Raw genomic sequence first — 23,439 nt, forward strand, 5'->3', positions numbered from 1 at the left:
GTCGGATTACCGGCCCCACCACACCGACACTTCAAGAAGAGGTGCTCATGCCCCACACGCAACAACCGCAAACTCAGGAACTCACCGTGGACGTCGTCGTCATCGGTGGGGGAGCCGTGGGCGAGAACGCCGCCCAATACGCGATCGAAGGCACCGATCTCACGGCCGTCATCGTGGAGGGCCACCTTTTGGGTGGCGAGTGTTCTTACTATGCGTGCATGCCCAGCAAGGCCCTGCTGCGCCCCCTCGATGTCGCTGGCACCTCCGCAGACGTTGACGGCGTCTCGCCCGCGCGCCTGGACCACGGTGGGATGCTCGAGCGCCGGGATTCCTTCGTGTCGAATTACGACGATTCTTCCCAGGTCGAGTGGGCGGAATCGGCAGGGATCCAGGTGGTTCGCGGTCACGCTCGCCTTGTCGGCGAACGCACGGTTCGGGTCGACGACGCCGCTGCGCTCACCATCACCGCGCGGCACTCCGTGATCATCGCGACCGGTAGCGAACCCAAGGTGCCGGGCGAGTTCGAGGGTGTGGAGGCCTGGACCTCCGCCGACGCCACCGGAGTGGTCGAGGTGCCGGAACGGTTGGCAATCGTGGGCGGCGGGGTAGTTGCCTGCGAGGCCGCCACATGGCTAGCCGGTCTCGGGGCGCAGGTCACGCTGCTGGTCCGAGGCCCAGACCTACTGTCGGACAACGAGCCGTTCGCCGGGCAGAGTGTCCTGGAGGGGATGAAAACTCATGGCGTGGACGTGGTCTTCAACGCGTCCGTGACGTCGTGCCGGAGGGAGAACCCCGAGGCCACCGGGCTGGGGAAGATTCACGGCGGCACCGTACAGCTTCAGACCACCGCGGGTGATTTCGAAGCGGACGAGGTGCTGTTGGCGACCGGGCGCGCACCGCGGTTGGGAGATCTAGGGCTGGACGCCGTGGGACTCACTCCGGACCACGTTCTCGATGACGACCTCCCCAATTCGTTACACGCCGTGGGCGATGCAAGCGGGGATGTTCCGCTGACTCACTGGGGCAAGTACCGGGCACGCGTGGTGGGGGCCAAGATCCACGCGGCAGCCACGGGCGGCCCCGAACCTTTCCTCGCTGAGTACGCGCCCGTTCCCCAGGTCATTTTCACGGAGCCGCAGGTGGCGCAGGTGGGGCCGACCGAAGCCACCGCGCGTGAACAGGGGATCGAGGTGGTCACCGCCGAGGTGCCCTACAACTCCACTGCGGGTTCCGCGCTTCTGCGCAATGACGTTCCCGGGCGAGCCAAAATCGTGGTGGACGGTTCGACGCGCTGCGTGGTGGGCGCAACGTTCGTGGGGCCGGAGGCCGGCGAGCAGCTGCACGCGGCGACCATCGCCATCACCGGTCAGGTGCCGGTCCACGTGCTGCGCCATGCGGTACCGAGCTATCCCACGGTGTCCGAACTCTGGCTGCGGTTGCTCGAACAACTTCCCGGCGAGATGCGCCGACCAAGGGATTGACCGGACCCGTGTCGGCACTGCGCGGGCGTGTCCCGACAGCACCGGCTGGGACCGCGCCGTGCCTACCATGGGGTATGACCGTACGCATGCTGACGATTGCGACCGCCGTTCCGGATACTCAGATCCACCAGCCGGATGTCGCGAAGCTCTTCGCCAACCAACCAGCCATGACACGGTTGGGGTCCCGGCTGGTCGGCTCGGCCTTCGCGGGATCCGGCGTGGCCACTCGCCACACGGTCCTTCCGGAGCTCGCAACGGCCGTCTCGCGGGGCCTCGATGGCACCAACGAGACTGACGACGCCGCGCCGTCGCCGTTCGTGGATCCCGTCTCGGGGCACTTGCTCTCCCCTGGAACGCAGACCCGCAACCAGCTCTACACCGAGCATGCTCGAAGGTTGTTCGTTCGGGTCGGGCGCACCGCGCTCGCGCAAGCTGCTCCGGCTGTCGAACCCGAGGACGTCACACATGTGATCACGGTGTCCTGCACGGGGTTCTTCGCACCCGGGCCCGATGTCCGGGTGGTCAAGGATCTGGGACTCCCGGCAAACGTAGCCCGAACGCACCTGGGGTTCATGGGGTGCAATGCCGCATTCCCCGCTCTGCGAGCCGCCTACACCGCGTGCCGCTCCGATCCGCAGGCCGTCGTGCTGGTGGTGTGCGTGGAACTGTGCACCCTTCACCTGCATGTTCGCAACGACCCGGACACCATCATGGGAAACGCCTTGTTCGCAGACGGTGCTGCGGCGACCGTGGTTACGGCTAGAGATTCCGGCGACCCGACAGTCGAACCCGTACTAGAACTGGAGGACTTCGAGACCACACTGGCACCGGTGGGTGAAGAAGACCTGGCCTGGAGCGTGGGCGACGAAGGGTTTGAAATGATCCTGGGAACCTATGTGCCGCGCATCATTGACGACCACGTCACGGATGCGCTGGCCCCGTTGCTGTCCAGGGCTGAGCTGGACGCCGCCGAGATACCACTGTGGGCCGTGCACCCCGGTGGCCGGAGCATCCTGGACAAGGTGCAATCACGTCTGGGGCTCACTCATGAGCAAATGGAACCGTCCCGTGGCGTCTTGTCAGAGGTCGGGAACATGAGCAGCGCCACCATTCTCTTCGTGCTGGACAGGATTCGGACGTCAGGGGCACGTGGGCTTGTGGCGGCGTTGGCCTTCGGTCCAGGGCTGAGCATCGAAAGCGCATTGGTGCGCGCTGTGGAACCCGACGTTCGGCCACGATGAAGGATCCGCTACTGCGCCGTCGGAGTATCAACGAAGCGGAGTTGATGGACGACCCGGGCTGTGATCCCGTGGCACTGAACAACACCTACGCCTTGTTCGGCGTGATTAATCCGTTGGTTGCCTCGTGGCGGCCCGTCTACCGACGCTGGATCCGTCCGGCCCTTCAAGCCGCAGCCGGGGATGGCCGCACGCCCACACTTTTGGACGTGGGTAGCGGGGGTGGCGACGTCGCTCGGGTCCTGTCCCGGTGGGCCACCCGTGATGGCATCGAGCTGTCGGTGACCGCCATCGACCCGGACCCGAGGGCCTATAGCTGGGCGCTCGCACATGACAACGGTGTCGGGGTGGATTACCGGGCGCTGTCGAGCGCGGACTTGGTCGCCGAAGGCGAACGGTTCGACGTGGTCGTGTCCAACCATGTCCTCCACCACTTATCGCCGGGCGAACTCACGGAATTGCTGACTGACACGTCCGCTCTGACCGGCTCCGTGGCCGTCCACAACGACCTGCGGCGCAGCCGAACGGCCTGGTTGCTGTACTGGGTGGGCACGCTCCCACTGATTCGTGCGCGAACGTTCGCCCGTTTCGACGGCCTGTTGTCGGTCCGCCGTAGCTATCGCCGGAATGAACTGATCGACGCCGTGCCTTCGGGGTGGAGCGTGCGGCAGCAACGGTTCTTCCGACTACTCGCGGTGTTCGCGGCTCACGCGGAACCCGGCCGAACGTCGTCGTCCCAGCCTTCCTGAGGCGCGTCGCAGGTCTCTCGGTAAACGAACTGCGAAGGGCGTTTGCGCTCTCGGCTGGACCAGTCGATGGCGGGGCGGTGGGTTCGTTCGGGAAGGTAACCCAGCCGGTACACGGCCATCAGCTCGAGGTCATCCGGCACGCGCAACATGTCCACGATGCGCTGCCACTGGTGTGGAGCCTCCATGGGGAAGGAGACGAACTGGATGCCCATGCCCAATTCCACCGTGGTCAGCCATAGGTTTTCCATGGCCGCGCCCATGCTGAAGACGGAGTAGAACCCGGACAATTGTTCTGGCCGATATTCACCGCGTTCCAGCATCACGCCCAGGAGCAACGGTGAACCGGCCACCAACTTGCGGTTTTCCTGACCCAGGGTTTGCGGCACACGCAGTTTGTTCATCAGGTTCTGCCCGGACGGGGTGAACGCGCGGGACGTGAAAGGGCGGAGCAATGCGGGCAACTTGTCGAAAAGCATGCCGCTGCGCAGGGTGTCCATTTCCTTCTGCGAAAACCGAAAATACTTCTTGTATCGGTTGAAGAAGGTACCGGAGCTCATAACCTCGGTCATGCTTTCACCGCTGATGGTGGCCACCGTCTCAATGGTGTCCCGGTCCTCGATGAGCACGAACCGCCAGGGTTGGCTGTTGAACTGGGAGGGTGCGGCCGCCGCGGCGCGGATCAGGGTCTGTTGGTGCTCGGGGCTGACCGGATCCGGGCGAAAGGGGCCGTTGGTGGTACGCCGGTTGAACACGGCATCAAGGAACTCCATGGATCACCTCCCGGCCAGCACGAGACCGGCCGCGTAGCAGGGGGCCGCCATCAGTGCGTCACGGGTGTGTCGCCGGAGCGGTCGCGCTCCGTGATGTTGCAGCAGGAACAGGGGAGCGGCGGCGGGAGCCAATGCGATCGCGGCCGGTGATCGTTGGGCAGCAGACGCGAAGAACGCGATGGCCGTGGTACTCGCCGTCAGGATGTACAAGCCGTGATGGACCCACCGGAACTTGGAGGTGTCGACCCATCGCTGGGCCACCGAAATCCCCAGCGAACAGTTCGCCGCATAGAATCCGGCAGCGATACACACCAGCCCACGGGACGAAGCCATGGTTCTCCTCTGCACGAAATGATCAGCCTGCTGCTTATGGCCTCTTATGATGCCACGCTCAGCCGCACGGAGCATCGGGGACTCGCAGGATGACCTCCGCCGTGGGCACCGGTTCCATTCCTGGAACCGGTGCCCACGGCGGAGGTTGGCGCCAGCTTAACGACGGATTGATTCTTCTTCGCGCTCGCGGGGCGATTCCTCGCTGTCCGGATCCACTGCGCTCTCGCGACCGTGGTCCCCGGACATGCTGGACAAGCTATTCGAGGGGGTTGCCTCGTCCCGCCAGCGGAGCAGTGCGCCGACACCTTCCGGCAAGGTCACGTACCCCTCACCGAGGGTGGAAATCTCGGCATCCGTTGCGAGAGCTTGCCGGGTGAGTTCCTCAGCGTTGTCCGGTTCGGCACCGATCGTCAGGAGGAGCTCGGAGACCTGACCGCGTTGCAAGGCTTCCGCGACCTCGGCCGCGCCGGCCACGGATTCCCCGCCCCGGTTCTGATTCTCGGTGAACTGATCCGCCAGTTTCTGCTGACGTTCCTTGATGAACTCTTCGGTCACACGTGCCATTTCTTCCCGGAACGAGGCGCGATCAAGGCTCTGACCGCGGGTGCCTCCCGGAACTTCCTTGAGGATGGCCAGCGCTTCCTTGCCGAGCTCGTCCTTCAGTAGCGACTGCGCGCGGACATCGCCGGTGAGCAACAGCATGTCCAGTTGGCGCTCGCGGACAATGGCATCAACCTTTGCGGCCACCGCCTCCGCATTGCGTTCCCAGGAGTCCTCGACGCGAGCTTCCTGGTTGGAGTAGCGCCAACCGTGTTGCGATCCTCCACCCACGCTGGCCTTGTGCAGTTCGTCGTGGCCCCCGTCCACGGAGGAGTCCTCACCCAGACCGTTGTCGTTCTTGGTGATCTTGGGGTTTTCCGGCGCGCGCAGGTGCAGGTCGGCGCCGGAACGGTCAACTTCCACGAGCAATTGGCGAACCGCCTGTGGGATCACCTGCAACAAGGGCACCAGAATTGGCTCATCACCCCAATGGGCGGAATCTTGCCGCGGGGGTGCCGGCAGCACTCGGTCGACCAGAATCTCCGATCCAGTGGCCAGGAGGGCTCGACCGTGCCGACCACCGATGGGAGACGGTTCCAGCAAGGTCTCTTCGATCTCCTCGAGAATTGCCTCCGGAGCGCCGTCGTCCGCGAGTTTCGACCGGAAGTGTCCCCACCGGGTGGACAGCCCCGAGGCGGAGCTGGGATCGGTTCGGGTGGAGTCGATGTAGATCGACAGGAACGGACCTTCGGCCTCGAGCACGGGCATGAGCCAAGACAGGTTCACGGTGACCTCCTGATTACTTGTCGGGCGACCGGGCGCCACAGTCATGGCGCCGTGGTGCACATCACTGTTCCATGCAAACGAAGCTGGGACAAGGGACGAGTAGTCACGGTTGAGGGCCGAAAACTTGGAGGTTCCACTGTGCTGCTTGTGGGGGTTAGTCCCAGTCCACGTCCCACACGGGATCTGCGTAGCGGTTTCGCAGGAACTCTCCGACCACCGCCGCACCCAGGTCTTCGGGGTCCGGTGCCACCATGCGGCCCCCGGCTCGTGTGGCCATGGCTTGAACGAATCGGACCAAGCCTGGGTCGTCACCCAATCTGAAGAACGTGACCTCTGCGCCCTGCCGCGTGACCTTGTCCAACTCGGAGACAGTGTTCAGAAGCGTCTCGCGATCCGGAGGATACGAGAACCACGCCTCGCCGTGGGTCATGAGGTGGGCGGTGGGCTCACCATCGGTCACCACGAGCAGCACCGGTTGCATGTTGGGGTGCTGGCGAAAGAACCGGCCTGCCAGTAACAGACCGTGGTGCAGGTTGGTGCCTTGTTCGTGCCAGGCGGGCAGCGCCGTTAGCTCGCCGATGTCCATGCGCTGGGCGTAGCGCCCGAACGTGATCAGCTCGAGCCGGTCGCCTCGGAACCGCGTGGAGAGCAAATGATGCAGTGCCAGGGCCGTGCGCTTCATGGGCACCCAGCGGCCGTTGAGCGCCATGGAGAACGAGGTGTCCACGAGCAACACCACCGCCGCTTGCGTCCGGGCCTCGGTTTCGCGCACCTCGATGTCCTGGACATCGATGCGCAGCCCCTTCATCGGGTCCTTGCCGGCGGCCGCCGTGCGGCCGATCGCGTTGGTCACCGTGCGAGTGACGTCCCACGGCTCCACGTCTCCGAATGCCCACGCTCGGCTGGAGCCCGTCTGTTCACCGGCCGCTCCGGCCAGGCGAGTGTCCCGGCGACCCTGCCGGCCGGAGATCCGCCCGGCGGCATCGCGCAACAGGGACTGCCCCAGCTTGCGCATCGCGCGCGGGGACAATTTCAGATCCCCGTCCGTGCCACGGCGCAGGTAACCGCTGTCCTGCATCGCCTTCTCCAGTTCGGCGAGCGTGCGGGCCGAGACCGCGGCGTCGTCGCCCAATTGTCGGGTCAGGGCCTCGATATCGAGGTCCGATAGCGTGGAGCCCGAATAGGACTGTGAGAGCTGTTCGGCCAGTGAATCCAGGTCGGCCAAGTCTTGGAGCACACCGGTGCCGTCGCCCAGGCCGAGACCCTGATCGCCGTCGAACTGCTCGGACCCGGTCCAGTCTTCCCCGGGACGCAGTGCCTGCAGGGACGCGTCCAGTCGGTCCAGCTGCGACATCAACTCGGGCGAACCGAAGGCCTGAGCGGACAGCGACATCAGCTCGTCGCGCTGTTCTTGCGTCATGGAGCGCATCATGCGCTGGGCGGCCGCCGAACGCTGGGCGAGTGCGTCGATCAACTCATCCACGTTCTGGGGATTCTCGGGGAACTGATCCCCGTGTTTGGCCATGAACTCGTAGAAGTCTTCCGGGGTGTCTTCACCGCGGGCGTGCTTGTCCAGCAGGTCGTTGAGGTCACCCAGCATCTCGGCCACGGCCTGCCGGTCCTCGTCGGTCGCGTTCTCCAGCGCTTGCTTCATGCCGGCAAACCGCTGGTCGAGCATCTCGCGCCCCAACAGGTCCTTGATCTGCTCGTAGTGCTGCCGGGCGGTATCGGACTGCCAGTCGTAGTCGACGAGTTCCGTGACGGCAGCCGCGGGGGAGGAGGGCAGGCTGTCCAATTGCATTTCGCGGAACTGCCGGTCCATGGGATCCATGCGAGCGTCGCGCAGGAACTGGTTGCGTTCCTCGCGCAAGGCCTTCTCCAGCAGCTCCTTAACCTCCTGGATCGTGCCGTCCAGGCGGTGCTTGCTCAACAGATCACGACGCCGCTGTTGCACTTTGCGTGCCAGATCGTCCAGTCCGCGCTGGTTGCGTCCGCCCCGGCGCAGGAACTCACGCATGGCCTGTTCCGGGGAGTAGCCGGACATGACGTCTTCCGCGACGGCGTCGAGGGCTTCGGCGAGGTCGACGGGCGGTGCCAGGGGATCGGGGCCCCCTGAGTACCGGCCGTACCGGGAGGACCTGTGGCGGTTACGCATGATGGCCTCTATCCGTAGACGGTTTCCCCGTCACCGGTTTCCTTGGAGAGCTGGCGGATCAGGAACAACCCTTCCAGGGCCAGCTCGATGGCGGTGGCGCGGTGACCGGGGGTGCTTCCGCCCACCTGGGATGCGATCTGGTCGTACAGGTCGCTGTCTTCCAGTTCGGGCAGGGCGTCCAGGAACTCCTGGGCGGTGACCTGCTCACCGGTGGTGATGGTGCGCTGGCCGTCGAAGGCCTCCACGAGCGGACCGAAATCCAACCCGCGGAAATGGGCCCGAACGGCGTCGGCGGTGGCGGTGCGCAAGAGATGCTCGAGGATTTCGTCCTCGCGGCCTTCTTCGCCGGATTCGAATTCAATCTTGCCGCCGAGCACGTCCACGGCGCTGTCCACGTCCACGAGGCGGGCCACGGCGTCTTCACCGTGGCGCACCGTGGCACGGTGCCGGGCCGCTGCAGCAATGGTCTCCGCGCCGGCGATCGCGAAGCGGGCCGAGACGCCCGAGGCCTGGTTGACCGCATTGGATTCGCGCAGCGCGCGTGTGAAGCGGGCCAGGATCTCGAGGATCACCTCCGGGACCTCGGCCGTCAGATGGGCCTCTTGGCGGATGACCGCCATCTCGTCCTCGAGTTCCAGGGGATAGTGGGTGCGGATTTCGGCACCGAAACGGTCCTTGAGCGGGGTGATGATGCGACCGCGGTTGGTGTAGTCCTCCGGGTTGGCCGACGCCACGACCAGGACGTCCAGTGGGAGCCGCAGCACGTAACCGCGGATCTGGATGTCGCGCTCCTCCATGACGTTGAGCAGAGCCACTTGGATGCGTTCGGCCAGGTCGGGAAGTTCGTTGAGCGCCACGATGCCCCGGTTGGCGCGGGGGACCAGGCCGAAGTGGATGGTTTCGGGGTCCCCCAACCGGCGACCTTCGGCCACGCGCATGGGGTCCACGTCGCCAATGAGGTCGGCCACGGAGGTGTCCGGAGTGGACAGCTTTTCCACGTATCGATCCGTGCGGTGCCGCCAGGCGATGGGCAGAGCGTCACCTTCGAGTGCTGCCCGGGCAACGGATTCCGCGGTGATGGGGTCATAGGGGTGCTCATTGAGTTCGGACCCCTCGATCACCGGACTCCATTCATCCAGCAACCCGGACAGGGTCCGCAACAGACGTGTTTTACCCTGGCCTCGTTCACCCAACAACACGATGTCGTGTCCGGCGATCAAGGCGCGTTCGAGCTGGGGGATGACCGTGCGGTCGAAGCCGTGCAGGCCGGGCCACGGATTCTCCCCGGCCGCGAGTGCGGCCAGGAGGTTGTCGCGAATCTCTTCACGCAGGGTTTTCTGGACGTGACCGGCTGATCGCAGGTCACCCACGGTACGAATCTCAGGCTGAACGCTCACGCAAGCCACGCTACGCGCGGGGGGCCAGCGGCGTCGACCCCTCCAAAGGGTGATGACGCCGCGTGACCCGTGGCTCTCGCAAGAACCGTGACGAGGCAGAACCGTGGGCCTACGCTGGACGGTGTGAGCCCCGAAACCACCACGCTGCTTCTGGTCAGACATGGTCAGACACCCACCACAGGGCAACTTCTGCCCGGCCGAACCCCGGGATTGCACCTGTCCGACGCCGGGCGGGAACAGGCGGCTCGCGTCGCCAAGCGGCTGAGCGAATTGCGGCTGACCGCGCTGTACTCGTCTCCGCTCGAGCGCACGCGGGAGACCGCGCAGGCCACCGCGGACGCAACCGGTTTGTCGGTGATCGAGGACCCTGGGCTACTGGAACTAGAGGTCGGTGACTGGACCGGCGAGAAACTGGCAGACCTGGCGCGCTCGCCCGAATGGCAGACCGTGCAGCACGAACCCGCGAGTTTCACGTTCCCGGGTGGCGAGAGTTTCCAGGAGATGCTGGAGCGGATGGTCGACGCGCTGACTCGCATCCGGACCGCTCACCCCGGTGGCACGGTGGTGTGTTTCTCCCATGCGGACCCGATTCGGGCGGTGCTGGCCCACGAGATGGGGACACCGCTGGACAAGTTCCAGCGGCTCAGTGTGGGGCCGTGCTCGGTGTCCGCGATTGCCTATCCGAGCGACCACGACCCCTTGGTGCTCACGGTCAATTCCACACAGGATTCCCTGGCCACGCTCACGGCGCAGTGAGGAACCATGGTGGACGACCAGCGCACGCGTGAACTCCTGGAACTCGGCGAGATTGAGATCCTCGGGCAGCTCGTGGAGAGCAGCAACGAGACCTTTCTGGTCGAACTGACCCACGGGGACTGTCAGTGTTGGGCCATTTACAAACCAGAACTGGGGGAGCGGCCCCTGTACGACTTCGAGCCGGGGCTCTACCGACGGGAGCGCGCAGCGTACCTGATGAGTGAGGCGCTGGGCTGGGGCATCGTGCCGCTGACCATTATTCGGGAGGACGGGCCGTACGGCATCGGGTCCCTGCAGCGGTTCGTGGAGACGGACCTGGAACAGCACTATTTCACCCTCTACGCGGATTGCCCGGAGACGCACGAAGACCTCAAACGCATGGCGGTCTTCGACGTGGTCACCAACAACACCGACCGCAAGGCAGGCCACGTTCTACGAGGCCTGGACGGCCGGATCTGGGGCATTGACCACGGCCTGTGCTTCGCCGAGCCGTACAAGCTGCGAACGGTTATCTGGGACTTTGCGCGGGAACCCATAGCGGAGTCCTTGCAGGAGGACATCGCGCCGCTCGAACATCAGGTCCCGGCCGATGTGGCGGACCTGCTGACTGCCGGGGAAGTCCAGGCCATTCAGGAACGCGTGAGAGTCCTGGGGCTCTTGGGCAGGCTCCCGGCGGATCCCACGGGGATGCGGTTCCCGTGGCCGCTGATCTGAACGGGTGTCTATGACGACGCACAAGGGCTCCCCCCTAGGTAGCGGGTGACGCGCGTGAGTTAACGCGAAGTTCCCCTCGGGAGGTCTGGTTCCACGAGCCGGGGAGGCCTATTCTGGCCAGCACGCGACACAAAACTGCCGTGACGTTCTGAACTCAGGAGCATCTCATGAGCACCACCCTCGCTACCTACATCGCTCTACCCGGCAACGCCGCCGAGGCCTTTGAACACTGGCACGAAGTCTTCGGCGGAGACCTGGATCTCATGCGCTACGGAGACATGCAGCTGGAGGGGATGCCCTTCGAACCGAACCCTCAACACGTAGCCCACGCGGTCCTGACCACTCCGGGTGGCCGGGTTGCCGGTGGGGACGCCATGGAGGACGGTAATGACTATCCACTGCGCGGAACCGCCTACTCGCTGCTCTACTCGGTCGAGACCCCCGACGACGCTCGCGACCTCATCCAGAAGCTCACCAACGGTGGTGGCTCGGTGGGCATGCCTTTCGAAAAGGCGCCATGGGGCGGGTGGTACGGCACGGTCTTCGATCGCTTCGGTGTGATGTGGTCCTTCGATGCACCGGCCGACGAGTGATAGTAAGTACAATGATCGTCCTACGGGTCGGTCGAATTAACCGACCACGCAGCGAGAAAGGAAGCCATCATGTCTCAACCCATTCCCGACCCCAACCCCATCGACAACCCGGACACCGCCAGTGAACCCCTGCGCGAGGACGAGTTCATCGGCACCACCGGTGATGAGGATTCCGCGTGGGAAGAGGACGATGCCCAGTGGGGGGCCGATGAGGACCCGCTCAAGGACGTGGACGAACTGCAGATAGAGAATCGGATCGACACGGCGGATCAAGAGCTGCCCACCGATCCTGACCTGGACTAGCCTGACACCATGTCGCGATTCAGCCCCTTGGAATGGCCGGTCTTCCGGCAATTCCGCACAGCGGACTCCACCGGCCGTAGTTCTGCCGTGGTGTCTCAGCGCACCCGGGACATCACCTCACGCACCGAAACGGCCGACCGGGTGGTGCAGAGCATCTGCCCGTACTGCGCCGTGGGCTGTGGGCAGAAGGTGTACGTCAAGGACGACAAGGTCATCCAGATCGAGGGCGATCCGGATTCCCCGATCTCCCGTGGTCGTTTGTGCCCCAAGGGGTCTGCGAGCGAACAGCTCGTCAACTCTCCTGGTCGACAGACCCGCGTGCTGTACCGCGCACCCCGCGCCACCGATTGGCAAGAGTTGGACGTCGATACCGCGACGGACATGATCGCCGATCGATTCATCAAGGCCCGACGCCGCGGGTGGCAGGACACGGACGACCAAGGCCGTCCGCTGCGTCGCACCATGGGCATCGCCTCACTGGGCGGTGCGACCCTGGACAACGAAGAGAATTATCTGATCAAGAAGCTCTTCACTGCTGCCGGGGCCGTACAGATCGAGAATCAAGCCCGTATTTGACACTCCTCCACGGTTCCCAGTTTGGGAACCTCATTTGGCCGCGGTGGCGCTACTCAGTCACTGCAGGACATGGCGAACGCCGATTGCATCATCATTCAGGGATCCAACATGGCCGAGTGCCATCCCGTGGGATTCCAATGGGTGACGGAGGCCAAGGCGCGCGGCGCCAAGGTCATTCACGTCGATCCGCGTTTCACGCGCACCTCGGCGGTGGCGGACAAACACATTCCGATTCGTACGGGTACCGACATCGTGCTGCTCGGCGCACTCATCAACTATGTGCTGAGCAACGACTTGTGGTTCGACGAGTACGTGCGCGCCTACACCAACGCGGCGAACCTGGTGAACGAGGACTTCCAGGACACCGAAGACCTGGACGGACTGTTCTCCGGGTACAGCGTCAAGGACAACGCGTACGACATGGAGTCGTGGTCCTACCAGACCACCGAACAGCACGATCAGGATTCCGACGACGCCGCGGAGCCTGACGAATCGGCCCTGTCCACTCACTCCGCCTACCACGGCTACGGCACCTCCTGGGACGAGCACCACGGGGAACCCCAGGACCGCTCGGACGAGACCGCACCCGAGGAGCACGAAGAGGGTGACGACGAACGCGAGCAGGCCGGCGGCGACAAGTACGGTAGCGGCGGCGCTCCCGTGGGCCCCGGAGTTCCGCTCCGGGACGACACTCTCCAGGACCCGCAGACCGTGTTCCAGATTCTTAAGCGCCACTACGCCCGGTACACGCCGGACATGGTGCAGGACGCGTGCGGTATCTCGATCGAGGACTTCGAGTACATGGCGCGGGCGATTATCGAGAACTCGGGCCGTGAACGCACCACGTGTTTTGCTTATGCGGTGGGGTGGACCCAGCACACTCTGGGGGCACAATTCATCCGCACGGCATCGATCTTGCAGTTACTGCTGGGCAACATGGGTCGTCCCGGCGGCGGCATCATGGCGCTGCGCGGTCACGCAAGTATTCAGGGATCAACGGACATCCCCACCCTGTTCAACCTGCTACCGGGCTACTTGCCCATGCCTTCGGTCCGAACGGAAACGTTCACCGATTACCTGGACACGATTTCCGCTCGCGATCAGAAGGGGTACTGGGCTTACGCGGATGCGTACGCGGTCAGTCTCCTGAAGGCATGGTGGGGAGACGCCGCGCAGGCGGAGAACAACTGGGCCTACGACTACATCCCCCGGCTCAACGGGCCTCACGGCACGTACCAAACCCTCATGAACATGCTGGCCGATCAGGTCGAAGGCTACTTCCTCCTGGGCCAGAACCCCGCGGTGGGATCGGCGCACGGCCGCTTGCAGCGCATGGGCATGTCTCACCTGAAGTGGCTGGTCGTGCGGGATCTGAACATGATCGAGTCCGCCACGTGGTGGAAGGACGGCCCGGAAATCCAGTCGGGTGAGCTGCGCACCGAAGACATCGACACCGAAGTGTTCTTCATGCCCGCGGCCACCCACGTGGAGAAGTCCGGAACGTTCACCCAGACGCAACGCTTGCTGCAATGGCGTCACCAGGCGGTGAACCCGCCGGGGGACAGCCAGAGTGAGTTGGAGTTCTTCTACAAGTTGGGTCAGCGCATCCGGGAACGTCTCGCAGATTCGGATGACCCCCGTGATCGTCCGCTGCTGGACCTCACCTGGGATTACCCCACGGACGAGCACGGCGATCCCGATGCCGAGGCAGTGCTGGCGGAGATCAACGGGCGCCATCTGACCGGCGAGAACGCCGGTAAACCGTTGTCGGCCTACACGGAGATGCGCTCGGACGGTTCAACCTCCGGTGGTTGTTGGATCTACACGGGTGTCTACGCGGACGGCATCAACCACGCCTCCGATCGTGTGCCCGGCAGTGAGCAGGACGAGATCGCTTCCCAGTGGGGTTGGGCTTGGCCCGCCAACCGCCGCATCATTTACAACCGTGCCTCGGCGGATCCACAGGGTAGGCCGTGGAGCGAGCGGAAGAAACTGATCTGGTGGGACGAGGACCAGGAACGTTGGGTTGGCAAGGACAACCCTGATTTCCCGATCGATCGCGCACCGGGCAGCACTCCGGGTAAGGACAAGCGGGGCGGCGACGCCTTGGCCGGTGACGACCCGTTCGTCATGCAAGCTGACGGTAAGGGTTGGTTGTACGCACCCAAGGGTCTGGTGGACGGGCCGATGCCCGCGCACTACGAGCCACAGGAATCTCCCGTGGCCAACCCGCTTTACGCGCAGCAGCAGAACCCCACGCGCATGACGTTCCCGCGCTGGGACAACCTGTTCGCCCAGAGTGCGGGCAAGCCGGGCACGGAGGTGTACCCCTACGTGTTCACCACCTACCGCTTGACGGAGCAACATACGGCGGGTGGCATGAGCCGTTGGTTGCCGTACCTGTCCGAGCTACAGCCGGAGATGTTCTGTGAGGTCTCACCCGAGCTCGCGGAAGAAAAGGGTCTGGAGCCGTACGGCTGGGCCACCATCATTTCGCCTCGCTCCGCGATCGAGGCCAGGGTGTTGGTGACCGACCGGATGAAGCCATTGACCGTGCGAGGGCACACCGTGCACCAGATCGGCTTGCCCTATCACTGGGGGGTCGGCCAGGACGCCGTGGTGACCGGTGACGCGGCCAACGACTTGCTGGGCATCGCCCTGGACCCCAACGTGCACATTCAGAACGGCAAGGTGGGTTCGTGCGATATCAAGCCCGGGCGCAGACCCCGCGGACCCGAGGTGCTGGAACTGGTCTCGGAATATCAGGAACGCGCGGGGCTCACACCGGCCACGAGTAACACCATGGTCACCGACCCGCAGCGAGAACTCACCGCCGAACAGATAGAGGACGGATCCCCATGACCGGAGAAGCAGCAGCCAATCCGACAGCGGACGCCCACTACGACCATCCGCACCCGCGCAAGGGGTTCTTCACGGACACCTCTATTTGCATCGGCTGCAAAGCGTGTGAGGTCGCCTGCAAGGAGTGGAACCGTAACCCGGTCGACTCGGACTACGAGTTGCTGGGATCCTCCTACGACAACACGGGTGCACTGGGTGCCAACACCTGGCGCCACGTGGCCTTCATCGAGCAGGGCGCGGATCAAATCGAACGCGCTCGTGAGTCCGGTCGCGCCCTCGTGAACCTGGGTATGCCCAAGGTCGGCCCGCCGCAGGGCTCGGTATCACCAACGACGACGCCGCAGGCCGCCCCGGCCGGTTGCGGTTGCGGTGGTTCGGCCACCGACGCTCCCGTGACCGATTCCGCGGACAGTAGCCTGGCGAGTTCTTCGGAGGGATCTTCCGTTCACCCGGACACCCCCGATTTCCGTTGGCTCATGTCCTCGGACGTGTGCAAGCACTGCACCAACGCGGGTTGCTTGGACGTGTGCCCCACCGGCGCACTGTTCCGCACCGAGTACGGCACCGTGGTGGTCCAGGACGACATCTGCAACGGCTGTGGCACGTGCGTGGCCGGTTGCCCGTTCGGCGTGATCGAACGACGCAGCGATGGTGTCTTCGAACCCAAGAACCAGCGCGATTCCCCGCCCATGCCGGACACCGTCAAGGTACCGGAACACGGCGTGGCCCAGAAGTGCACGCTCTGCTATGACCGGATGAAGAACGATCAAACCCCGGCGTGCGCCCAGGCTTGCCCCACCACGTCCATTAAGTACGGTGACCGCGATTCCATGGTGGCGACCGCTCGCGAGCGGGTCACGCAAATGCACGAACAGGGGAAGACCGAGGCCCGCCTCTACGGTGCCAACCCCAAGGACGGTGTGGGTGGAACCGGTTCCGTGTTCCTCCTTCTGGACGAACCGGAAACCTATGGCCTGCCACCGGATCCGCGAGTCCCCACGGCCGATCTTCCGTACATGTTCAAGCGTGCCGGTATGGCCGTCGCCGGCATGTTGGCCGTGGGCGCCGTCGCTTTTGCGTCGGGTGGTCGCCGATGAGTGTCTCGGAGTTCGACAACTACCGGCCCCCGGAAGAGCCGCGCCGTAAGCGCAAGGGCAAGGGGCGCCGTCGTGCGCCCGGATCGGCGTTCCGGCGCGGCGGCGACGGCTCGCGCGAAATGCCCATGGTCCCGGAGCCCGAGTTCACGTCGTACTACGGGCGACCCATCGTTAAGGCACCACCGTGGGAAGCACCGATCGGTGCGTACCTGTTCCTGGGTGGCCTGGCGGGTGGCTCGTCCATCCTGGCTTTCGGTGGTGAGCTCACCGACCGGCCGCTCCTGCGACGCAACATGCGACTCTCCGCCATCACCGCCGCGAGCCTGGGAACGGTGGCGCTGGTGACGGACCTGGGCCGTCCCGAGCGGTTCCTCAACATGATGCGCACTATCAAGCCCACCTCTCCCATGAGCCTGGGTTCGTGGCTGCTCGCCTATTACGCCACGCACGCGGGTGTCGCCGCTGCCGCCGAGGTGGATCGCGTGACGCACTCGAAACTTCCCTTGGGGCCGTTCCGTCCCGTCCTGCGTTTCGTCGATCGCCCCGCCGCCGCGGGTGCCGCAGTGTTGGGCGCACCGTTGGCCGCCTACACCGCAGTGCTGCTCGGTGACACCGCTGTTCCCACATGGAACGCGATGCACAAGGATCTTCCGTTCGTGTTCGTGAGCTCAGCCTCCCTGGCCGCGGGCGGACTCGCGATGCTGACCACGCCGATTTCAGAGACCGCGCCGGCTCGGACCTTCGCGCTCGCGGGCGTGGCCGGTGAGCTCGTGGCCATGCACCTCATGAAGGAGCGCATGGACCCCGTGGCCGTCGAACCTCTTGAGCAGGGTCGGCCCGGTACGTGGCTCATGTGGAGTGAACGCCTCGCGATCGCCGGTGCCGCCGGCACGATCCTCGGCGGACGACGTCGCTGGGCCGCCGCACTCTCGGGCGCCGCCTTGGTTGCATCCTCGGCTCTCACCCGCTTCGGTGTGTTCCAGGCGGGCAAGGATTCCGTGAAGGACCCGAAATACACGGTGGAGCCACAGCGAAACCGACTGGCGAAGCGCCGTGCCGCGGGCATCACCGACGACTCGATCACCACGGCGGGTTGATCGCATGATCTGAAGGAACTGGACCGATACATGGACATGGGCCGACACCCCAGGGTGTCGGCCCTCTGTCATGTGAACTCAGCGTCGGATGGACTGCGGCCGGTGGACCACTGCGCTCAGCGGACTCGAACCAGCTCTTCGTCGCGTTGGGGGAGAGCCACGGTCTCACCGATCACGGGATAACCGGGCAGTTCTCCGATCACGAGGAGCCCGCCCGAGGTTTGGGCATCCGCGAGGAATAACAGGTCATCTTCGGAGATGCCGGAGTCAGCGGTCAGGTGCGGGCGGACCCAGTCCAGATTGCGACGAGTTCCCCCTGAGACGAAGCCGTCCCGCAGTGCTTCTGCCGCACCGGAAACCATGGGCACCGCGCTGCGGTCGATCACCGCCCCCACTCCGGACGCGCGGGCCATTTTGTACAGGTGACCGAGCAGCCCGAAACCGGTGACATCCGTGGCCGCCTTCAGGCCCGCCGCCACAGCCGCCTGCGAAGCATCCCGATTGAGCTGGGTCATGGTGGCGATGGCTTCCTCGAAGACCTCGCCGGTCTGCTTGTGGCGGTTGTTGAGCAGGCCCACGCCCAACGGTTTGGTGAGCGTAATGGGCAGCCCCGCCTCGGCCGCGTCATTGCGGAGCAATTTGGTGGGGTCGGCTGTGCCGGTCACGGCCATACCGTACTTGGGTTCGGGATCATCAATCGAGTGACCGCCGATCACCGGGCATCCCGCTTCGGAAGCGATATTCAGTCCGCCCTGCAACACCTCGGACATCAGATCCATGGGGAGCAGGTCGCGGGGCCAGCCGACCAGATTAATCGCGACCACCGGGTGACCGCCCATCGCATAGACGTCGGAGAGCGCGTTGGCAGCGGCGATCCGGCCCCAGTCGTAGGCGCTGTCGACCACGGGGGTGAAGAAGTCGGCCGTGGACAGGATCGCGAGGTCGTCACGGACGAGGACCGCAGCGGCGTCGTCGCCGTCGTCCAGGCCGACCAGAACGTTGGGTGCCGTCTGGCCGGTGAGGCCACGGACGGCCTGCTCAAGCTCTCCGGGCGGGATCTTGCACGCGCAACCGCCGCCGTGAGCGTACCCGGTGAGTCGAAGATCGGTGGACGAGGACTGTGATGAGGCCATGTCTTCAGTGTAGGAGCCGGGCCCAGCGGGAGTGGTTCTCGCCCGCGCGCCATTCCGTGACGGGTTCTGACAGATTTTCGGGGCCTACTCAGCAGTACGGCATGATGAAATGGCTGGCTGCCGCTGTAACTGGTCTGCATCCTTTCCGGTGATAAGTTCGACACGGAGGCGTCTGTGTCCTGGTGGGCACCCCGGTCTTCAAAACCGGTGAAACCGAGCATCTCGGTTTGGCGGGTTCGATTCCCGTCCGCTTCCGCCAACTTAGGCCGTCGCTCCTCGGCCTGACCCGGGGCGGTGGCCGCACACCCCACGCACCCCAATCGCACAAGGAGTCACAGTGACCGGTGCAGACCCCCGTTCACGGATTCCCCGCACGGACCAACTTCTGGCGCTCCCGGCAGTTCAAGCCGCTCGAGCCAGGCTGAGCGATCAGGTGATTCGCACTGTCGTTACGCGGGCGCAGGATCGGGCCCGCCGGTCGGAGATAGCACCGGAAGACGTGCAGGACACGGTGATCACGGACCTTGCCGAACGGCGAGCCACCTCCCTGACTTCAGTGCTGAACGCGACCGGCGTGGTCATCCACACGAACCTCGGTAGGGCACCGCTGTCGCAGGCAGCTCGTGAGGCGTTGTTGGATGCGAGTGGGTATGTGGACGTCGAGCTGGATCTGGCCACGGGTCAACGGTCCAAACGAGGGCTGGCCACGCGCGAGGCACTTCTCGCCGCGTGTCCCACCGCGGAGGACGCGTTAGTGGTCAACAATGGTGCCGCTGCCCTCGTGCTGGCCACCACCGCCTTGGCCGCAGACCGCGAGATCATCGTGAGCCGCGGGGAACTTGTGGAGATCGGTGCGGGTTTCCGATTGCCGGATCTCATGGAATCCACGGGCGCCCGACTGCGGGAGGTCGGCACCACCAATCGCACTCATCTGGCCGACTACGCGGACGCAGTGAGTCCCCAGACCGCGGCGCTGTTGAAGGTCCATCCCAGTAACTTCAGGGTCAGCGGCTTCACCTCGGACGTCCCGCTGCGAGAGTTGCGCGCGCTCGCGGATGAGCACGACCTACCCCTGATCATGGACGTGGGCAGCGGGCTGCTCATACCGGACCCGATCCTTCCGGATGAACCCAGCCTGTCCGAAGCGCTCGAGGCCGGCGCGGATGTCGTCATCGCCAGCGGAGACAAACTGCTCGGCGGCACCCAGGCAGGAATTCTCCTGGGTCGCACGGATACGATCCAGAAGCTCGCCAAGCACCCACTGGCCCGCGCGGTACGCGCCGATAAATTAATGCTCGCAGCCCTCGAAGCCACGTTGGTCTCCGGCGACACTCCGGTGCAGCAGGCACTTCACGCGGACCCCGAGCGATTGCGCGCGCGAGCCGAGGAACTCGGCGACGACCTCGGGATGCCCGTGGTTTCCCACGATGGCCGCGTGGGCGGCGGGGGAGCACCCGGCGTGCCGCTGCCAGGGTGGGCCGTGCGCCTGCCGGAGCGAGCGGCGTCGTTCTTACGGCTGGGCCAGCCCGCCGTGCTGCCGCGCGTCCACGACGGCGCGTGCCTGATCGACCTGCGCTGCATTCCCGAGGACGACGACGCCCGGGTCGCCGCCGCGGCTCACGCCGCGTTGGGGGCGCTGGGCTGATGTACGTAGTCGCAACTGCGGGCCACGTGGACCACGGAAAATCCACGCTGGTGCGCGCCCTGACCGGCATGGAACCGGACCGCTGGGCCGAGGAGAAACGGCGCGGTCTCACCATCGATCTGGGCTTCGCGTGGGCGGATCTGGCGTCCGGGAAGAACGTGGCGTTCGTGGACGTCCCCGGACATGAACGATTCCTCGGCAATATGTTGGCTGGGCTCGGGCCCGCACCGGTGGTGTGTTTCGTGGTGGCCGCGGACGAGGGCTGGCAGGCCCAATCCAGCGACCATCGGGATGCGTTGGCAGCGCTGGGGATCGAGCGCGGGCTGATCGTGCTGACCAAGACGGACCGGGCACCGGAACGAGTCGAGGCGGTGACCGAGCAGGTCAGGGGTGAACTCGCGGGAACCGGTCTGCGCGATGCCCCCGTGGTGGCCGTATCCGCCCAGAACGGGACGGGTCTGGGCGAGTTCCGCTCGGCGTTGGACAGCCTGCTGGACGGGCTACCTCTGCCGGACCCGGCGGATCGATTGAGGCTGTGGGTCGACCGTGCGTTCTCGGTGTCCGGAGCTGGGACCGTGGTGACGGGCACGCTGACCAGCGGAACGGTTCGCGTGGGGGACCGGCTCTTGTTGCTCGGCCAGGGCAGAGGCCGCTCCGTGACCGTGCGGTCGTTACAGAGCCACAATTCCTCGGTCGAGAGCATCGGCCCCACCAATCGCGTGGCCATCAACCTGCGCGGTATCTCTGCGGAGGACATTCACCGCGGCGACGCGCTCCTGGCGCCGAACGCATGGCCCACCACGGATGAACTGGATGTCCGCCGGATGTCCGGGATCTCGTTCGAGGACGCGCCGGCGGAGATCATGGTCCACGCGGGTTCCTCCTCGGTACCGGCACGCTTGCGACCCTTCGACGACGATCACGCGCGCGTGCAACTATCCCGAGAGTTGGCGCTGATCCCGGGGGACCGGCTGGTCATGCGCTATCCAGAAGCCCGTGTGCTCTTAGGCGGTGCACGGGTCCTGGACGTGGATCCGGCCGGACTCACCCGGCGCGGGGACAGTGCACGGCAGGCCGCATGGCTGGCCGGCCTTCCGGACACGGGCGATGCTGTCGCCGAAACGAAGCGCCGCGGTGCCGTCCGAGTGGCAAGGCTGCACCAGCTGGGACTGGTAGCCACGGACACGGCCGAGCCGCCCGCAGACGCAAACATTCTGCGAGCGGGTCAGTGGTGGATTCACCGACCCGTGTTGATCTCCTGGGCGGGTCAGCTGAGGACTGCCGTAGAACGGTTACACGAGCGTGATCCGCTGAGTCCGGGTCTGACTCGGGGTGCCGCGATCGGTGAACTCTCGCTGCCCGGACCGGAGCTATTGAGCGCGATCATCAAACAGGCACAGCTCGAAGAACGAGACGGCTCCATCACCGTTCCCGGCCGCGCCGCCGGGTTGGGTGCCGCAAAAAAGTCACTCACCACCGTCGAGGCGCAACTGACCAAGAACCCCTTTGCGGCACCCGAGGCCTACGAACTGGACGATCTCGGGCTGGGTCCGCGTGAGCTGGCCGCGGCGGAACGGGCCGGACGGCTGCTGAGGTTGGAGGGCGGCGTCGTCGTGCTACCGAACGCTCCGGCACTGGCCATGCGCGAGCTGGCACGGCTGGAGCAACCCTTTACCACGAGCCAGGCGCGGCAGGCCTGGGGGACCACCCGGCGCGTGGCCATCCCGCTGCTCGAGCATTTGGATGCGCGCGGTTGGACACGGCGATTGGACGGGAGCAAGCGCGAGATCGCCCGTTAGCAGGGCAAAGGGTCTCATCTTTGAGCTGCTGCCCTGAGCGAAAAAGCTCTTATGCCTGTCGGCGGGTGGGATTAACCTGGATAGCAAGGCGGGTGATTATCGGTGGTGTTTCGACGTCGCCCAACCCACCAGAATTCATGGGACCCACAGTGCAGAGGATTGAGGAGCAATCATGACCCAGAACCCTGACGAGAACATTGCCGGCGAACCCCTCGGAGCGCGCGGTGACACCGGCGAGACCATCGGTGCGACAAGTGACGCGCAGAACCCAAACCTGGAAAAGGACCCCGAAGAGTGGGTGAGCGGTAACGACCCGATGACCGAGTCCCAGAAGTCCTACTTGGACACGCTGGCCAAGCGAGCGGGTGAAGAGCTGCCCGCTAATCTCACCAAGGCCGAGGCCTCGGAGCACATCGACCGATTGCGAGGTTCCGGGTCCTGACTCGTCCCGCCGTGTTCGACTTGGGCGGTGGGGCAGCGTGACCAGTAGATTGGTCGGGTGACTGATACGAGCTCAACCACCGTTCATTCCGTCGAAACCGGCGACGGCGATCACCGCGTCGTGTTCCTCCACGGCCTGTTCGGCCGGGGTAAGAACTTCAGCATGATCGCCAAGGGTCTGCAGCCCGAGTTCCGCAGCCTGCTGGTGGATCTGCCGAACCACGGCCAGTCGGACTGGACCGAGGAACTCGATTATCTGCAACTCGCGGATCAGGTGGCGGAGCATCTCGAGAGCAGTTTCGCCGCGGACGGCCCCGTGGACGTGGTCGGTCACTCGATGGGTGGCAAAGTGGCCATGGTGCTTGCCCTGCGTCATCCGGAGTTGGTGCGCAAGCTGGTGATCATTGACATTTCGCCCGTGGGTTCGGGTTCGAGTCGCAGCGAATTCCACCACCTCCTGGACGCGCTCGCGGCCGTGGACATTGAATCCGCCGAGCGCCGCTCCGACGTGGACGCCGCTCTCAAAGACCCCATCCCCGAGGCCGGCGTGCGCGGGTTCCTGCTCCAGAATCTCAAGAACGATGGCGACGGCCTGCGTTGGCAGCCCAACCTCACCCTGCTGCGCTCCGAGCTGGAAACCATCATGGGCTTCCCGGACATCGAGACCGATCTCAACCAGGTCCAGTTCCCCGGCCGGGTGCTCTGGATCGCCGGCGAGAAGTCCAACTACGTCAAGGACGAGGACGAGCCCGTCATGCGCGCGCTCTTCCCCAGCACCATTCGCTTGAAGGTGCGCGGAGCCAGCCACTGGGTGCATTCGGACCGCCCGCAGGAAGTCATCAATGCTCTGCGGACGTTCCTGTTGTCCGAGCGGAAGTAGGGATCGGAAGGCCAGCTTTAGGCACAACATTTCCTCACATGACGCGATGTACGTGGTTCTCGCAGGGGCGTTGGGATGCAAAGTGCTGACCTTT

The 23,439-nt window shown here is 65.0% G+C and carries 20 protein-coding genes and 1 tRNA gene; 15 read left to right on the plus strand and 6 right to left on the minus strand.

The genetic code is table 11. The annotated features are described in order from the left end of the window. Positions 1-47: 47 nt before the first annotated feature. From RF638_RS04205 to RF638_RS04215, 3 genes are all read left to right on the plus strand, one after another. The gene (locus RF638_RS04205) at positions 48-1,481 is read left to right on the plus strand and encodes an NAD(P)/FAD-dependent oxidoreductase (RefSeq protein ID WP_368841487.1); all 1,434 of its coding nucleotides are present in this window, start codon (positions 48-50) and stop codon (positions 1,479-1,481) included. Positions 1,482-1,555: 74 nt separating this feature from the next. Then, complete coding sequence (locus tag RF638_RS04210) at positions 1,556-2,722, plus strand: type III polyketide synthase (protein WP_368841488.1); 1,167 nt, start codon at positions 1,556-1,558, stop codon at positions 2,720-2,722. After that, complete coding sequence (locus RF638_RS04215) at positions 2,719-3,468, plus strand: class I SAM-dependent methyltransferase (RefSeq protein WP_368841489.1); 750 nt, start codon at positions 2,719-2,721, stop codon at positions 3,466-3,468. The genes RF638_RS04210 and RF638_RS04215 overlap by 4 nt, the downstream gene beginning before the upstream one ends. On the opposite strand, the gene RF638_RS04220 is transcribed toward RF638_RS04215, so the two are convergent. From RF638_RS04220 to RF638_RS04240, 5 genes are all read right to left on the minus strand, one after another. After that, positions 3,426-4,238 carry a nitroreductase family protein gene (locus tag RF638_RS04220; protein WP_368841490.1) on the minus strand — a complete coding sequence of 271 codons (813 nt, stop codon included), beginning with the start codon at positions 4,236-4,238 and terminating at the stop codon, positions 3,426-3,428. The genes RF638_RS04215 and RF638_RS04220 overlap by 43 nt on opposite strands. Before the next feature lie 3 nt (positions 4,239-4,241). Beyond that, positions 4,242-4,571, minus strand: coding sequence for a hypothetical protein (locus RF638_RS04225; RefSeq protein ID WP_095797514.1), 330 nt, complete (start codon positions 4,569-4,571; stop codon positions 4,242-4,244). Positions 4,572-4,727: 156 nt separating this feature from the next. Beyond that, positions 4,728-5,942 carry a hypothetical protein gene (locus RF638_RS04230; RefSeq protein WP_238663059.1) on the minus strand — a complete coding sequence of 405 codons (1,215 nt, stop codon included), beginning with the start codon at positions 5,940-5,942 and terminating at the stop codon, positions 4,728-4,730. Positions 5,943-6,051: 109 nt separating this feature from the next. After that, positions 6,052-8,052 (minus strand): VWA domain-containing protein, encoded by a 2,001-nt coding sequence (locus tag RF638_RS04235; protein ID WP_368841491.1) that lies wholly within the window; start codon positions 8,050-8,052, stop codon positions 6,052-6,054. 8 nt (positions 8,053-8,060) lie between these two features. Continuing rightward, complete coding sequence (locus RF638_RS04240; protein WP_315279921.1) at positions 8,061-9,449, minus strand: sigma 54-interacting transcriptional regulator; 1,389 nt, start codon at positions 9,447-9,449, stop codon at positions 8,061-8,063. A gap of 123 nt (positions 9,450-9,572) precedes the next feature. Here RF638_RS04240 and RF638_RS04245 point away from each other — a divergent pair, with 123 nt between their 5' ends. From RF638_RS04245 to nrfD, 7 genes are all read left to right on the plus strand, one after another. Next, the gene (locus RF638_RS04245) at positions 9,573-10,205 is read left to right on the plus strand and encodes an MSMEG_4193 family putative phosphomutase (RefSeq protein WP_095797512.1); all 633 of its coding nucleotides are present in this window, start codon (positions 9,573-9,575) and stop codon (positions 10,203-10,205) included. Between the two features lie 6 nt (positions 10,206-10,211). After that, on the plus strand, positions 10,212-10,919 hold the full coding sequence (locus RF638_RS04250) for an SCO1664 family protein (protein WP_095797511.1): 708 nt from the start codon (positions 10,212-10,214) through the stop codon (positions 10,917-10,919). A 167-nt stretch (positions 10,920-11,086) separates the two neighbouring features. Further along, the gene (locus RF638_RS04255) at positions 11,087-11,512 is read left to right on the plus strand and encodes a VOC family protein (RefSeq protein ID WP_095797510.1); all 426 of its coding nucleotides are present in this window, start codon (positions 11,087-11,089) and stop codon (positions 11,510-11,512) included. Positions 11,513-11,581: 69 nt separating this feature from the next. Then, positions 11,582-11,815, plus strand: a complete 234-nt coding sequence (locus tag RF638_RS04260; protein ID WP_016997346.1) for a hypothetical protein — start codon at positions 11,582-11,584, stop codon at positions 11,813-11,815. Between the two features lie 9 nt (positions 11,816-11,824). Beyond that, positions 11,825-15,253: a formate dehydrogenase gene (fdh, locus tag RF638_RS04265; protein WP_193554299.1), complete on the plus strand. Its 3,429-nt coding sequence runs from the start codon at positions 11,825-11,827 to the stop codon at positions 15,251-15,253. Then, entirely contained in the window at positions 15,250-16,350 is a 1,101-nt protein-coding gene (locus tag RF638_RS04270) for a 4Fe-4S dicluster domain-containing protein (RefSeq protein ID WP_368841492.1), read from the plus strand. The genes fdh and RF638_RS04270 overlap by 4 nt, the downstream gene beginning before the upstream one ends. Continuing rightward, positions 16,347-17,447, plus strand: a complete 1,101-nt coding sequence (gene nrfD / locus RF638_RS04275; RefSeq protein WP_368841493.1) for an NrfD/PsrC family molybdoenzyme membrane anchor subunit — start codon at positions 16,347-16,349, stop codon at positions 17,445-17,447. The genes RF638_RS04270 and nrfD overlap by 4 nt, the downstream gene beginning before the upstream one ends. 116 nt (positions 17,448-17,563) lie before the next feature. Here the strand turns inward: nrfD and selD are convergent, their stop codons facing one another. Continuing rightward, positions 17,564-18,580 carry a selenide, water dikinase SelD gene (gene selD / locus RF638_RS04280; protein ID WP_368841494.1) on the minus strand — a complete coding sequence of 339 codons (1,017 nt, stop codon included), beginning with the start codon at positions 18,578-18,580 and terminating at the stop codon, positions 17,564-17,566. A 164-nt stretch (positions 18,581-18,744) separates the two neighbouring features. Here selD and RF638_RS04285 point away from each other — a divergent pair. The 5 genes from RF638_RS04285 to RF638_RS04305 all read left to right on the plus strand — a co-directional run bounded on the left by RF638_RS04285 (position 18,745) and on the right by RF638_RS04305 (position 23,345). Then, a tRNA-Sec gene (locus tag RF638_RS04285) sits at positions 18,745-18,839 on the plus strand. A 78-nt stretch (positions 18,840-18,917) separates the two neighbouring features. Further along, on the plus strand, positions 18,918-20,225 hold the full coding sequence (selA, locus tag RF638_RS04290; protein ID WP_368841495.1) for an L-seryl-tRNA(Sec) selenium transferase: 1,308 nt from the start codon (positions 18,918-18,920) through the stop codon (positions 20,223-20,225). Further along, positions 20,225-22,024, plus strand: a complete 1,800-nt coding sequence (gene selB / locus RF638_RS04295; RefSeq protein WP_368841496.1) for a selenocysteine-specific translation elongation factor — start codon at positions 20,225-20,227, stop codon at positions 22,022-22,024. The genes selA and selB overlap by 1 nt, the downstream gene beginning before the upstream one ends. 172 nt (positions 22,025-22,196) lie before the next feature. After that, a complete protein-coding gene (locus RF638_RS04300; RefSeq protein WP_095797503.1) occupies positions 22,197-22,466 on the plus strand; it encodes a DUF3072 domain-containing protein in 270 nt (89 codons plus the stop codon). 57 nt (positions 22,467-22,523) lie between these two features. After that, positions 22,524-23,345, plus strand: a complete 822-nt coding sequence (locus tag RF638_RS04305) for an alpha/beta fold hydrolase (protein ID WP_095797502.1) — start codon at positions 22,524-22,526, stop codon at positions 23,343-23,345. The last annotated feature ends 94 nt before the right edge of the window (positions 23,346-23,439 follow it).

The sequence above is a fragment of the Kocuria sp. CPCC 205235 genome (assembly GCF_040980905.1).
Lineage (GTDB): Bacteria > Actinomycetota > Actinomycetes > Actinomycetales > Micrococcaceae > Kocuria > Kocuria carniphila.